The following is a 13,934-nucleotide window of genomic DNA, read 5'->3' on the forward strand; positions in this document are numbered from 1 at the left end:
TCCTTTCAGCATTAAATAATATCTTTGCGTTTTATAGAATTAAGATGAAGATATCATACAATTGGCTAAAACAGTTCATTCATACAGATAAAACACCACAGGAGCTTTCTTTAATATTAACCAATATAGGTTTAGAGGTAGAGAGCCTGGAGACAGTACAGCCTGTTGTAGGTGGCTTGGAAGGACTAGTAATAGGTCATGTATTGAGTTGTGTGCAGCATCCTAATGCTGATCGTTTGCGCGTTACAACCGTTGATGTTGGTGCCGCAGAGCCTATACAGGTTGTTTGTGGAGCACCTAATGTGGCCCAGGGACAAAAAGTTGTGGTTGCAACTGTGGGTACCACGGTTTATCCGAACGAAGGCGAGCCTTTTAAAATCAATAAATCAAAAATAAGAGGAGAAGCATCTGAAGGGATGATTTGTGCTGAAGATGAGATTGGCTTAGGTGTGTCTCACGATGGAATCATGGTACTCCCTGAAGATACTATAGTTGGAACAACTGCAAAAGCTTACTTCAACCTGGAAGATGATTATCTTTTTGAAATTGGCCTTACGCCAAACAGAGCTGATGCTGCATCGCACTTAGGTGTGGCAAGGGATTTAGCGGGTTATTTCCGTACCAATATTCAGATGCCTGATATTTCGGGTTTTAAAACTGATAACGAAAGTCTGCAGATTGATGTGAAGGTTGAAGATGGAGTTGCTTGCCCAAGATACAGTAGTGTTACCATTAGTGGTGTTACAGTTAAGGCTTCACCAGATTGGTTGCAAGATAAATTGAAAGTGATTGGCATCAGGCCGATTAACAATATCGTAGACATTACCAATTATGTATTGCATGATCTTGGTGTTCCTCTTCATGCTTTCGACGCAGATCAGATTAAAGGTGGGCAAGTCCGCGTTAAGAAATGTGCAGAAGGAACTCCTTTTATAACACTTGATGGTGTAGAGCGTAAGCTTTCGTCAGAAGACTTGATGATCTGCAATGCAGAAGAACCGATGTGTATTGCCGGTGTATTTGGCGGTAAAAACTCAGGTGTAAGTGAGACGACAACTAATATATTTTTAGAGAGTGCTTACTTTAATGCCGTATCGGTTCGTAAAACTTCGAAAAGACATGGATTGAAGACTGATGCTTCATTCAGATTTGAGCGTGGTACTGATCCTGATATGACTGTTACTGCGTTAAAGCGTGCAGCCTTATTGATTGCAGAGCTTGGTGCTGGAAAGATCGCTTCACAAGTGTCTGATATTTATCCAAATCCAGTACAACCTTTTGATGTTGAAGTAAACTATCAAAATATCAACAGGTTAATTGGGACTGAAATCGCCGCTGAGGAGATTAAAGCCATCATTGTAGCCTTAGGCATTGCTGTTACTGCAGAAACTGCTGAGGGGTTAAGCTTAAAGGTGCCAGCGTTTAAAGTAGATGTAACACGTGAGTGCGACATTACGGAAGAAGTGCTGCGGATTTATGGTTATAACAATATCGAAATTCCGAATAAAATTAATGCTTCTTTATCTTATAGTTCGAAACCTGATAAAGAACAAACACAGCATGTGATTGCTGATATGCTTACAGCTAATGGTTATTTAGAGATCTGGTGCAATTCGTTAACGAAAGGTGCTTATTCGAAAATACCTGAAGAAGCAGTTCAGATTTTAAACCCATTAAGTTCTGACTTGAATGTAATGCGTCAGGAGCTATTGATGCCGGCTTTAGAGAGTGTTGCTTATAACCAAAACAGAAAGACTCCTGATATTAAGTTTTATGAGTTTGGTAAGACTTATCACCTGATCAACGAAAAGTACGTAGAGCGTCCGCGCTTATTGGTTATGCTTTCGGGAAGTAACCAGTCGGAGCAATGGAATCAAAAACAAGTGCCGGTTAGTTTTTATCATTTAAAGGCGGTAGTTGATGCAATTGTAGGTAGATTGGGGATTACCAGCTATCAATCTGATGAGTTGAAAGATGAAAGTTTTGCTTTCGGATTGAAATACTTTAGAGGCGATAAGGTAATCGTAAGCTTTGGCGCTGCAACTGCGGCTGATAAAAAGAAAACTGATGTGGATAAAGATGTTTATTATGCTGACTTTGATTGGGCTTTGTTGCTTGATATGGTGAGAAAGAACAAAATTATCAATAAGGAAGTTCCTAAATATCCTGCTGTAAGAAGAGATTTGTCTATGTTGGTTGATACCAATGTAACTTTTGAGGAATTGAAAACTGTTGCTTTTAAAGCAGAGAAGAAACTGATTAAAAATATACAGGTATTTGATGTGTATGTAGGTGATAAATTACCTGAGGGTAAAAAATCGTACGCACTGAACTTTACCATACAGGATGAGGAGCAAACCTTAACCGATAAGCAAATTGATGCCGTTATGCAAAAGATTATTCATAACTTAGCACAAACAGTAAAAGCAGAAATTAGAAAATAAGAAATAAAAAATACTATTCATGTCATCAGTCGCAGATCAATTAACCTCCGTATTGCAGAAAACAGCTCGTTTAATAGAGCTTTGTGGTGCATTACAAGAAGAAAATGAGCTGCTAAAGCTGGAAAACGAATCGGTAAAAGTTGCGTTTGATGCGTCAAAAACCAAGAATGCAGACCTGGAAGAAAAGTTAAGGGTTTTGAAATTGGCGAAAAGTATTGAAGGTACAAGTGAAAAGACACTTGATATAAAGCAAAAAATTAACGATTTTGTGCGTGAAATAGATAAGTGTGTTGTATTGCTTAAAAAATAAGGAATACCTGAAAGTGAAACAAAGCTAAGAAATGGGAGAAATCTCGATAAAAATAACTATTTCCGACCGTATCTACCCCTTAAAGGTAAGTACTGAAGAGGAAGAAATTGTAAGGCGAGCAGCCAAGATTATTAATGAGCGCATAAAGGACTATCAAGAAAATTATGCGGTTAGGGATAAGCAGGATTTGCTTTCTATGGCAGTATTGCATTATGCAACGGCAGTATTGCGTGTAGAAAACAAGGTCCAGAATCAGGACACTGCAGTTGCCGAGAAGGTGGAGGAATTGGATAGTTTATTAAACGGATTTTTTTCAAAATAAGTACGTTCTTTGCATAAGTTAAGATTAGCACGAAGATATAGCCGCAGCTACGTTTTTGAGTTTCACTATTTTTAAAACTTAACACTTCAATATTTATAGGATTAAGAGGGTGTATTTCATCTACATTTATGTACCTGAAAATGACTTAAATCCTAATTATAATTCGTTGAGGTTTTTAAAATTTGGGGCTTATTAAATTTAGTTGCGGTTTTTTTTTGAAACAAACATGGGTAAGTTAAACATGACGGATAGCTGCTCATTAATAAAATATAAGTAATCAGATAGGATTTATATCCCGGAGGGGTTGAAAGCGATCAAAAGGATTGTATCTGATTAAACAATAAATACAAATAGAGAATGGAAATATTAGGAATAATAGGATATGTACTGGCCGGCCTCGTAATCGGCGTTCTGGTAGGGCGTTTCCTACTAAGAAGCCTGCTGAAAACGCAGGAGATTGCGGCCCAGACCAAAGTAAAAAAGATGCTTAAGGATGCGGAGAGTAAAGCCGAAATCTTGAAGAAAGACAGATTATTAGAAGCAAAAGAAAAGTTTTTGCAATTGAAATCTGAACACGAGCAGGAAGTAAATAGTAAAAACAACCAAATCAACCAGCGTGAAAACGCAATTAAACAAAAAGAGCAAAGCATCAATCAGCGTTTAGAAAATTTCAACCGTAAGGAGCAAGAAATTGATAACCATAAGAAGAATCTGGAAAAACAAACTGATCTTGCGATAAAGAAACAAGAAGAGGTAGATGTTTTAAAGAATCAACATGTTAAACAATTGGAAACTATTGCTGGCCTAAGTGCTGATGAAGCAAAAAACCAATTGGTAGAAAGCATGAAACAGGAAGCTCGTACTCAAGCGATGATCCAGGTAAAGGATATCGTGGATGAAGCTAAGCTTACTGCAACTAAAGAGGCTAAAAAGGTGGTAATTCAGACTATACAGCGTACTGCTGTTGAAGCTGCCATTGAAAATACAGTTTCTATCTTCCATATTGAAAGTGATGAAATAAAAGGCCGTGTTATTGGTCGTGAGGGACGTAATATCCGTGCGCTGGAAGCAGCGACTGGTATTGAGATCATTGTTGATGACACCCCTGAAGCTATTATTTTATCGGGTTTTGACCCGGTAAGAAGAGAAATTGCGCGTTTGGCTTTACACCGTTTGGTAACAGATGGAAGGATTCACCCTGCACGTATTGAAGAGGTTGTTGCTAAAACCAAGAAACAGATCGAAGATGAGATTGTAGAGATTGGTGAGCGTACCGTAATAGATCTTGGTATTCACGGTCTACACCCAGAGTTAATCAGAATGGTTGGACGTATGCGTTACCGTTCGTCTTATGGTCAGAACTTATTACATCACTCACGTGAGGTAGCTAATTTCTGTGCTACAATGGCTGCAGAACTAGGTTTGAATGCTAAAATGGCTAAACGTGCCGGATTGTTACATGATATTGGTAAAGTGCCTGATGATAATCCTGAATTGCCTCACGCAATTTTAGGTATGCAACTGGCTGAAAAATATAAAGAGCATCCAGAAATTTGCAATGCCATTGGAGCGCACCATGATGAGATAGAAATGACTTCGATGATCTCGCCAATTGTACAGGCTTGTGATGCGATATCAGGTGCACGTCCGGGAGCCCGTCGTGAGGTTGTCGAAAGCTATATCAAACGTTTAAAAGAATTAGAAGAGCTTGCGCTTTCTTATCCTGGAGTAGAGAAGACCTTTGCGATCCAGGCAGGTAGAGAGTTACGCGTAGTTGTAGAGAGTGAAAGAGTAACGGATCAGCAAGCTGAATTGTTAGCTGCAGACATCTCTAACCGCATACAAACTGAAATGACTTATCCGGGACAGATTAAAGTTACTGTGATCAGAGAAACCAGATCAGTTTCATTTGCGAAATAAAGAGCAACAACGTTGTTATATTTGAGAAAAGCGATAGATTATTCTATCGCTTTTTTTATTTTTACCTGGTAATTAAACATAGACATGAAGAAGGAGCAAAGTAAAGTGATTAAGGCAGAACCTAAGAAAGCAGTAGACGTGCTTTTTGATAAATATGCAGAGAGTCACCAAAATCACACTAATAAACTTATTCACTGGATTTGTGTTCCTTTAATTGTGTTTAGTTTACTTGGCCTGGTATGGGCCATTCCATTTCCTCATCTTGAGTTTTTAGGGAAGTATAATGGCTTTCTAAACTGGGCATCTTTTCTGATTGCCCTTTCTTTATACTATTACTTTACCTTATCGCCTGTATTGTCATTTCTGATGCTATGGGTAGTTAGTCTGATGAGTTACCTTATCGTCCAGTTGGAGTATTGGCAAGCATCTGGTGGACCTGCATTCTGGTTGGTCTGCGTAGTGATTTTTGTGCTGGCCTGGATAGGGCAATTTGTAGGTCATAAAATCGAAGGAAAGAAGCCTTCATTTTTAGAAGATGTTAAGTTCTTGTTAATCGGCCCAATTTGGTTATTACACTTTATTTGTAAAAAAGTTGGGCTAAGATATTGATCCTAATGGCACTTAACATAGAATTAACACGTTGGTAAACGAATGGTAATTTAGTGCTAACATAGGGCTAACATTGTGGTAATAGCTTTGCTGGAAATTAATATACGGCAAAATTGAAATCACAACTAAACCTTAAGAAAGCTATAATTACTGTATTATTCGTAATTATCAGCGCGGCAGTATTTGCACAAACGGGAAAAATTTCAGGTAAAGTATCTGATAAAAAGACCGGAGAAACACTGATTGGTGTAACGGTAAAAATTAAAGGTACTACAAAAGGCTCATCTACTGATGTTGAAGGACGTTATGTTATCGGGGCGTTAGCTGCTGGTAAGTATACTATTGAAGCTTCTTACGTAGGCTATACAACGAAAAACATTACGGATGTAGAAGTTAAAGGGGGGGCTTCAACAATAGTTGATCTTGTAATGGACGATTCCAATGATCAGAAGTTGAATGAGGTAGTTATTACTGCAAGCGTAAAAAAGGAGTCTATCAATACTTTATATGCGAATCAAAAATCAAGTATTAGTATCTCTAGTGGTATTTCTGCAGAATTGATCAGAAAAAGCCCAGACCGTAATACATCTGATGTATTGAAGCGTGTAAGTGGTGCAAGTATTCAAGATAACAAGTTCATCATTGTGCGCGGGTTGTCTGACAGATATAACTCTGCAATGTTGAATAATGCTGTATTACCGAATACTGAGGTAGATAAGAAAGCATTTTCATTCGATATTTTGCCATCCAACCTGATTGATGCTATTGTTGTTAATAAAACAGCTTCAGCGGATATGCCTGGTGATTTTTCTGGTGGTGTTGTGCAGGTGACCACGAAAGACTTTCCTGATAATCCATTTTTAAATTTCTCGTTAGGGACTTCTTATAACACGCAATCTGCATTCAAAGATTTTCAGAAAGCTTCAGGAAGTAAAAATGGTGCTTTTGGATCCTACAACAAAGACAGAAATATTCCAGCTTCTTTTCCATCAAGAGCAGAATATCTTGCACTACCAATAGAAGGACGTGTTGCTTTGTCAAAGCAATTTGCTAACAATTGGGGATATGAAAATGTGAAATCCATTTTAGGTCCTGCATTTCAAGCAAATTATGGTACAACAAAAGTATTTAAAGATGATAGCCGCTTCGGTACAGTTTTATCTCTTTCGTACAGATATGATGAAAGGTTAAAGAAAAGCGATCAAAAAGCTTATACTGGTGAAGCTTTGGGTGACCAGTTTAGCGATAATATTTATAACTACAATACCAATATTGGTGCCTTGGCTAATTTTGCTTATTCATGGGGTAGCAATAAAATAGCGCTGAAAAACATATACAATAGGGTATTAGAGAACCAGTTCATTTCGCGTGAAGGTATCGATGATTCGCAATCTAAGTTTTTAAAAACAGCGGATTACATCCTGCAAAGATCTTTAATTTCGAATCAGTTGAGTGGTAATCATGTTTTATCAGCAGAAAGCAAGATCAAATTAGATTGGAATCTGAATTTCGCTAATACAGATAGAAAAGAGCCTGGCTTCAAAAGAATGGAATACGAACAGAATGGGAGCAATGGTGGTTATACAATTGCAAGTATACCTTCATCAGGACAAGCTGATCCTAATCTAGGTGGTAATTTCAATTCGAAGTTAAACGAGAATTTATATGGGGGATCATTTGATATTACTGTACCGGTAAAATGGTTCCATGACAATAATAAAATCAAATTCGGTTATTTTGGTCAATATAGAAAACGCGATTTTGCTGCAAGGGTAATCGGATTTGTAAGAAATGGTACATTTGATAATTCATTGCTTAACTTACCTCAAGATCAAATCTTTGCTCCGGCAAATATCAGAGAGAATGGATTTGTGTTGGGTGATATCACCAACGGTACCGATGCTTATGATGCTAATTCATTTTTGAATGCTGGTTACGCTATGTTTGATGGATACCTTACCGAAAAGTTACGACTTGGTATTGGAGCAAGATTAGAATCTTATAATCAGAAATTAAACAGTATTGATAACTCATCTAATCCTTTAAGAGTCGATACAACTTATGTAAATGTGTTGCCATCTGCTAACTTAATCTACAATTTAACGGAAAAGGCAAATCTCCGTTTGTCTGCATCGCAAACTGTAGGTAGACCTGAATTCAGAGAAATAGCACCTTTTAGTTTCTATGATTTTAATAAGAATGCTAATGTTATTGGGAACCCAAAGCTGAAACAATCAAAAACTACAAATTTTGATTTAGGGTATGCTGTTTACCCGTCTTCAGGACAGGTATTCTCGATTTCTACTTTCTATAAAGAATTTGAGATGCCAATTGAACAAGCTTTACAGATTGGTCCATCGGGTAGAACGTTCGGATATACCAATTCAAAATCTGCAACCTTGTATGGTGTAGAAATGGAATTCAGAAGATCTCTTGACTTTGTTGGAGAGAAATGGACGAATTTTACATTCAGTACTAACGCATCTTATATGAAATCTGAAGTGAAGGTAGCAAAAACAGTTAATAAAACAGGAAAACGTCCTTTGCAAGGTCAGTCGCCTTATTTGATCAATGCGGGTTTGATGTACAATTCAAAAAAGGAAAATTCAACAGGCGTAAGCTTACTGTATAATAGAATCGGAAAACGCATCTGGGCTGTTGGAAATGTTACGGATCCGGACATCTATGAGAATCCAAGAAATGTTCTTGATTTACAATTGTCTCAAAAATTCGCAAAATCGAGAGCAGAGGTAAAATTGAACTATAGTGATATCTTAAATAATAAAGCTATCTATTATCAGAAAGTAAAAGGTTCAGATCCTAATGCTGCATTTGATCCAAAAAAGGATAATATCAATATTTCAGATCGTTTTGGTTCTACTTTCAGCTTAACCTTCTCTTACAAAATCAAATAGAGTTCACGCTAAATTAACTTAACTATTACGGTTTGTTAATTGGTTTTTAACACTGTAATAATATCACAAGAATATTTTTGTATAAATAAATTATGAAGATGAAAAACAAATTAAACCTAAGTCTTATAGCTGTATTAATGGCAGGTACCTCAGTGCTTACCAGTTGCTCGAAAAATGACGATGTTGTTGAAGAGCCAACAGCTCCTGTTGAATCTAATGAAGTTTTGGCAGAATCATTCTTTGATAAAGTAGCATATAGAGGTGCTATGGGTACTTCTGACTGGACCGCAAATTGGACAAACTTTAGTCCGAAAACTACAGTTTATGGTGCAACTACAGCAACTTTAAAAGGTACAATTTCTACCAACACAACTTTAGATGCTACTAAAGTATATTTATTAGATGGATTCGTTTATGTAGCGAGTGGTGTTACTTTAACTATTCCTGCAGGTACTGTAATCAGAGGTGATCAGACTTCAAAAGGTTCCCTTATAGTAGTGCGTGGTGCTAAATTAGTTGCTGAAGGTACGGCGAATAATCCAATTGTATTTACTTCAAACAAAGCCGTAGGTGATAGAAATCCTGGTGACTGGGGTGGTATCATCTTGTTGGGTAAATCATTAAATAATAACCCAGGTGGTACGGGGATCATTGAAGGTGGTATAGACATCGATCAGGCAGTTCACGGTGGTACAGATGCTGCTGATAACTCTGGTATTTTAAAATATGTACGTGTTGAATTCCCAGGTATTGCTTTTGTGAAAGATAATGAGATCAATGGTATTACTTTCGGATCAGTAGGTAGTGGTACTACAGTTGATTATGTTCAGGTATCTTACAGCGGTGATGATTCATTTGAATGGTTTGGTGGTACAGTAAATGCTAAACACCTTGTATCTATTGCGAACGTTGATGATATTTTTGACTTTGATAATGGTTTCTCCGGAAAATTACAGTTCTTAATTGGTCAACGTGATCCTGCTTTATCAGATGCTGCTGGTCAATCAAACGGTATTGAATCTGATAACTCTGCTGCTCAGTTCTCTTCAACTCCAAGAACACGCCCGGCAATTTCTAACATGACCATCATTGGTCCTGGAACAACAGCTGATCTTAAACATGAATATGCAAACCTTTGGAGAAGAGGCTCGAAAATGATCTTGGCTAACTCAATCTTTATTAATGCAAGATATGGTATTGATATTCGTGATAAGGAAACTGGTGATGCATTGATCGATGGTTCTTCGTTAATTAAAAATAACATTTATCAATCTTTAACACTTGATAAGGAGGTTGTGGCTGACGGAGCTACGCCGTCGTTCGCAAGTGCGGCATTACTTAGAACTTATCTTACTTCTAAAGGAAATACGTTTATTGATGCAACAGCCGGTGCGGCTTTATTAAACTCTCCTTTCACGCTTACTGCAACTCCTAACTTTACTTTAAAAGCTGGATCAGTTGCTGCAACTGGAGCGACATTCTAGTCCTTATGATTTAATAATATATTTTATAGAACCCCTTTAGGTGTAAAGCTTAAAGGGGTTTTTTGTTTACTTATGGACTGGTTCATAAGCATAAACTATTTTATAGGGTACGTTTTTGAGGTCAGCAGAAACTTGTCCAATGCTTAAATTCTCCTTTTGAGGTGTAGGCTCACAGAAAGAATAGGTTTTCCCTTTGTATTGGATAGGCTGCCCTATTGGCTTATCAAATTGTACTGCCATAGTGATATGGGTAGGGTAGAGTAAAGCAATCATAGGTAAATTGTATATCTCTTTTACGAGGAAAAAAAACAATGCTGCCCTGTCATCACAATCACTATACTTAGAAAACAAAGTTTCTTCAGGGGAGAGTCGTTTTTCTTTGCCAAAGTTTTTGTCATCATCTTCATATAAAAATGCGTATCGGGTAAAACGCATCAGATAATCTATACCCCTCTTCTGATTCATTCCGTTTAAGTTCTTTTTTAATATGGGTATTAGGGATCCATAAGTTTCTTTGCTCAATGGGATGTTAAAATAGGATTCAAAATCAACCAACGGATAATTGGCAAAGATCGCTTCGACGTCTGAATTGAGTTTGATGTTGAAGTGGTAGGTTTTATGTTTATAGTTGAACTGCACTTGTTTCTCGTAATAGTCTTCGGGTTTAAAATCGGGCATCCGGGTTACTTTATAAGAAAAGGCTCCTTTTGCTTCAGGGATGCTTATCATCTCCTGTGCCGGAACTTTGTTTAAATCGGCATAAGCATAATCATGACGGTTTAAACACATGTATTTTTTATGCTGATAGTTGACAAACGGTATATCAGAGATATCCTCATCATTGTTTACATAAAATATCATTCTGTTATCTGCCAGCGTTAATCGCGCATCGTATCCCGATTTGCCTAGGAAGAACCATTTGTAAAAAGTATAGCGCTCGTAGTTTTCTTTTTTCGGGCTAATTGCCTGCGCTGTTTTTCTGATCAATTGGTAATAGAGCCAGTCGTTTAATTCATGTGCTTTTTTATAGGCTAATAGTTTATCCAGAATAGTGTTGTATTTGCCTTGGCTCACTTTATCGTAGTAGGCTATAATCGCTAGTTTGGACAATGTGGTGTCATTACCAACAATGATAGATGAATCTATATTGAGATTGAAGGTGTCATTATAAAACTCAAAGCTAATGTTGTATCCTTTTTGTTGACCATAAGATTGTTCTATGGTCAATAGGAGTAGGAGTGTACCGAATATTTTGAGCAAACGGTTCATAGCTATTTAATATTATATTCATATTAAATGTACATATAATTAATATAAGATGTGTATTAAGCTTTCAGCCTTATTTGTTTATGGAAAGATTTGTGTTTAACAATTGCTTAACAGCATGTTTCGTTGCTTGGATATAAGCTGTGTATAAATTTCTTTAAGTGTGTATTGTATGGCTGCGTTTTTATGCGTTTTTGTTTAGGTTGGTTTGCAGGTATTTGCGATTGTTAACAATATAAATTACATTTAGTTATTATGATGTTTGTCTGAATTTCAACAAAATGATAATTATGTTAAAAAAGCGCTACTTTCTCTTCCTTTTATTTATATTCTTTTCTAGTAAAATGCAGGCTTATGCGGCTTTGGATACTGTATTGGTTAAGAAAATTAAAGCTATTGCTGAAAGTGTAGCAAAAATTGAAGTCCCTGATCAGAGGACGGACATATTTAATTTTGAAATTACTGGAGATGATATTCCCCTTTTGGAATTGGAGACTACGTTGCCCAAAGGTGAGGAAGCTTTGAAAGTAGCTTTGAAAACAGCGGGTTTAAAGGTTTCTATAATTACTCGCTTGCTACCAGGTGCAGATTTGCAAGGCCAGACCTATGGTGTTGTGTGTTTGTCTGTAGCAAATAACAGAAAAAATCCTGCACACCCCGCAGAAATGGTTACGCAAATGATTCTGGGTACTCCTGTTCAAATTTTGAAAAAACAAAGAGGATATTCCTTGGTCAGGTCGCCAGACAGATATATTTCTTGGGTAGAGACGGATGCGCTGGCTCTGATGGATGTAAATGGCTTCGAACAGTGGCACCAGGCGGAAAAACTGGTTTATACAGATGATTATGGCTCTGCTTATAGTAAACCGGATCTGAAATCACAACGGGTATCTGATCTGGTAAAAGGAAACCTGTTGAAGCTGGTAGGCAAAGAAAAGAGATTTTATAAAATCGCTTATCCTGATGGACGAACAGCCTATATCCCTGTAAAATCGGCTCAAAATTATAGGCAATGGCTTTCAAGGCCTAACCCTGATGCAGCACAGATCCTGGCCACTGCCAAAATGTTGATCGGTACGCCTTACCTCTGGGGGGGCACATCCATGAAAGGTGTAGACTGCAGCGGTTTTACCAAAACCTGTTTTTTTCTGAATGGGATTATTTTGCCCCGGGATGCTTCGCAACAAGCCTTGATTGGTGAGCCTGTGGATATTTATGAAGGAGATTCAGTTAGTTTGACCAAATGCCTTAAGAACTTGAAGGCAGGAGATTTGCTATTTTTTGCAGCTGCAAAGGGCAAGTCTGCCAATCCAAGGGTTACACATACAGCAATTTATATGGAAGATGGGCAATTTATTCAATCTGCCGGTATGGTCCGAATCAATAGCTTAGTACCTTCTGCTCCAGATTATTCATTTGGTCAGTCGCCCACACTAGTGGGGGCAAGGCGTATACTGAATGGTATAGGAACAACCCAAATTACGCGTATCGATCAACACGAATTATATACAATCACTAAAAATGAACAATAGAAGAGACTTTTTGAAATCGACCACTTTGTTGGCTGGGACCACCTTTGTTTTAGGAACTTCTCCATTGCTTGTTGGTGCAAGTGAACAGTTTGGAGGGCGGGGGAAACTAAAGCTTCGTTTTAAGCCATACACGCTAAATCTAAACCATGTATTTACCTTGGCTACCAGTTCAAGGTCAACCACTCCGGTTGTGCTTACGGAAATTGAGTATGACGGGATTATCGGTTATGGGGAAGCTTCGATGCCTCCTTATCTGGGCGAGTCTCATGAGACTGTTATGAAGTTTTTGTCGAAAGTGAACTTGTCTACTTTTGATGATCCCTTTGAAATGGAGAATATCCTCGATTATGTAGATCATCTCGAAATTGGTAATAAAGCGGCTAAGGCATCTGTGGATATCGCCCTGCATGATCTGGTAGGAAAGATTATGAAGCAACCCTGGTATAAGATCTGGGGTTATGATCCTTCCAAAACCCCAAATACGTCTTATACTATTGGCATAGATACACCAGAAATGGTACGTAAAAAGGTGAAAGAAGCAGCTCCTTATAAGATACTAAAGGTGAAGCTTGGGCGGGATACAGATAAAATGATGATTGAAACCATCCGGGAAGTTACGGATAAACCTTTATGTGTAGATATCAATCAGGGTTGGAAAGACAGGGCTTTTGCGTTAGAAATGGCGAATTGGCTGCATGAAAAGGGAGTGGTATTTATAGAGCAGGCTATGCCAAAGGAGCAGATAGACGATAATGCCTGGTTAACAGAACACAGTCCAATCCCCACTATTGGTGATGAGTCCGTACAGCGGCTTGGGGATGTAGTTAGGGCTCATAAAGTATACAATGGGATCAATATTAAGCTGATGAAATGTACCGGGATGCGGGAAGCACATAAAATGCTGGAACTTGGCCGTGCGCTCGACATGAAGATCATGATTGGCTGTATGACAGAAACATCCTGTGCTATTTCAGCAGCTTCGCAGCTGGCACCTATGGTAGATTGGGCGGACCTCGACGGGGCATTGCTGATTGGCAATGATGTGTATAAGGGGATGGAAGTGATCAATGGAAAAGTAACGTTGAATGATCAGCCGGGGCTGGGACTCAAGAAAATAAAATCTTACTAATAC

10 protein-coding genes are annotated in these 13,934 nt (G+C 38.0%); 9 read left to right on the forward strand and 1 reads right to left on the reverse strand.

Translation table 11 applies throughout. The annotated features are described in order from the left end of the window. Positions 1 to 44 precede the first annotated feature (44 nt). From pheT to BLS35_RS20810, 7 genes are all read left to right on the forward strand, one after another. The gene (gene pheT, locus BLS35_RS20780; protein ID WP_090785061.1) at positions 45 to 2,444 is read left to right on the forward strand and encodes a phenylalanine--tRNA ligase subunit beta; all 2,400 of its coding nucleotides are present in this window, start codon (positions 45 to 47) and stop codon (positions 2,442 to 2,444) included. Between the two features lie 19 nt (positions 2,445 to 2,463). Then, entirely contained in the window at positions 2,464 to 2,754 is a 291-nt protein-coding gene (locus BLS35_RS20785) for a hypothetical protein (RefSeq protein WP_090785064.1), read from the forward strand. 31 nt (positions 2,755 to 2,785) lie between these two features. Further along, the gene (locus BLS35_RS20790; protein ID WP_090785068.1) at positions 2,786 to 3,076 is read left to right on the forward strand and encodes a cell division protein ZapA; all 291 of its coding nucleotides are present in this window, start codon (positions 2,786 to 2,788) and stop codon (positions 3,074 to 3,076) included. Between the two features lie 357 nt (positions 3,077 to 3,433). Beyond that, positions 3,434 to 4,996 (forward strand): ribonuclease Y, encoded by a 1,563-nt coding sequence (gene rny / locus BLS35_RS20795; RefSeq protein WP_090785071.1) that lies wholly within the window; start codon positions 3,434 to 3,436, stop codon positions 4,994 to 4,996. An 84-nt stretch (positions 4,997 to 5,080) separates the two neighbouring features. Further along, a complete protein-coding gene (locus BLS35_RS20800; RefSeq protein WP_090785074.1) occupies positions 5,081 to 5,605 on the forward strand; it encodes an Mpo1 family 2-hydroxy fatty acid dioxygenase in 525 nt (174 codons plus the stop codon). A 113-nt stretch (positions 5,606 to 5,718) separates the two neighbouring features. After that, a complete protein-coding gene (locus BLS35_RS20805; protein WP_090785079.1) occupies positions 5,719 to 8,520 on the forward strand; it encodes a TonB-dependent receptor in 2,802 nt (933 codons plus the stop codon). Between the two features lie 98 nt (positions 8,521 to 8,618). Continuing rightward, positions 8,619 to 10,004 carry a hypothetical protein gene (locus BLS35_RS20810; RefSeq protein WP_090785082.1) on the forward strand — a complete coding sequence of 462 codons (1,386 nt, stop codon included), beginning with the start codon at positions 8,619 to 8,621 and terminating at the stop codon, positions 10,002 to 10,004. 66 nt (positions 10,005 to 10,070) lie between these two features. Here BLS35_RS20810 and BLS35_RS20815 read toward each other — a convergent pair whose 3' ends face one another. Continuing rightward, positions 10,071 to 11,273: a hypothetical protein gene (locus BLS35_RS20815; RefSeq protein ID WP_090785084.1), complete on the reverse strand. Its 1,203-nt coding sequence runs from the start codon at positions 11,271 to 11,273 to the stop codon at positions 10,071 to 10,073. Between the two features lie 287 nt (positions 11,274 to 11,560). Here BLS35_RS20815 and BLS35_RS20820 point away from each other — a divergent pair, with 287 nt between their 5' ends. Together BLS35_RS20820 and BLS35_RS20825 are read left to right on the forward strand one after the other, a co-directional pair. After that, positions 11,561 to 12,802 (forward strand): C40 family peptidase, encoded by a 1,242-nt coding sequence (locus tag BLS35_RS20820; protein WP_165973356.1) that lies wholly within the window; start codon positions 11,561 to 11,563, stop codon positions 12,800 to 12,802. Further along, a complete protein-coding gene (locus BLS35_RS20825; protein WP_090785088.1) occupies positions 12,792 to 13,931 on the forward strand; it encodes a dipeptide epimerase in 1,140 nt (379 codons plus the stop codon). Before BLS35_RS20820 ends, BLS35_RS20825 begins: the two co-directional genes overlap by 11 nt. Positions 13,932 to 13,934: the final 3 nt, after the last annotated feature.

Source organism: Pedobacter sp. ok626 (assembly GCF_900100435.1).
Classification (GTDB): domain Bacteria; phylum Bacteroidota; class Bacteroidia; order Sphingobacteriales; family Sphingobacteriaceae; genus Pedobacter.

Excerpts from the sequence above, each read along its gene's own strand:
- BLS35_RS20785 (WP_090785064.1), top strand. The coding sequence starts at position 2,464 with ATGTCATCAGTCGCAGATCAATTAACCTCCGTATTGCAGAAAACAGCT.
- BLS35_RS20800 (WP_090785074.1), top strand. The coding sequence starts at position 5,081 with ATGAAGAAGGAGCAAAGTAAAGTGATTAAGGCAGAACCTAAGAAAGCA.
- pheT (WP_090785061.1), top strand. The coding sequence starts at position 45 with ATGAAGATATCATACAATTGGCTAAAACAGTTCATTCATACAGATAAA.
- BLS35_RS20820 (WP_165973356.1), top strand. The coding sequence starts at position 11,561 with ATGTTAAAAAAGCGCTACTTTCTCTTCCTTTTATTTATATTCTTTTCT.
- BLS35_RS20790 (WP_090785068.1), top strand. The coding sequence starts at position 2,786 with ATGGGAGAAATCTCGATAAAAATAACTATTTCCGACCGTATCTACCCC.
- rny (WP_090785071.1), top strand. The coding sequence starts at position 3,434 with ATGGAAATATTAGGAATAATAGGATATGTACTGGCCGGCCTCGTAATC.
- BLS35_RS20815 (WP_090785084.1), bottom strand. The coding sequence starts at position 11,273 with ATGAACCGTTTGCTCAAAATATTCGGTACACTCCTACTCCTATTGACC.
- BLS35_RS20810 (WP_090785082.1), top strand. The coding sequence starts at position 8,619 with ATGAAAAACAAATTAAACCTAAGTCTTATAGCTGTATTAATGGCAGGT.
- BLS35_RS20825 (WP_090785088.1), top strand. The coding sequence starts at position 12,792 with ATGAACAATAGAAGAGACTTTTTGAAATCGACCACTTTGTTGGCTGGG.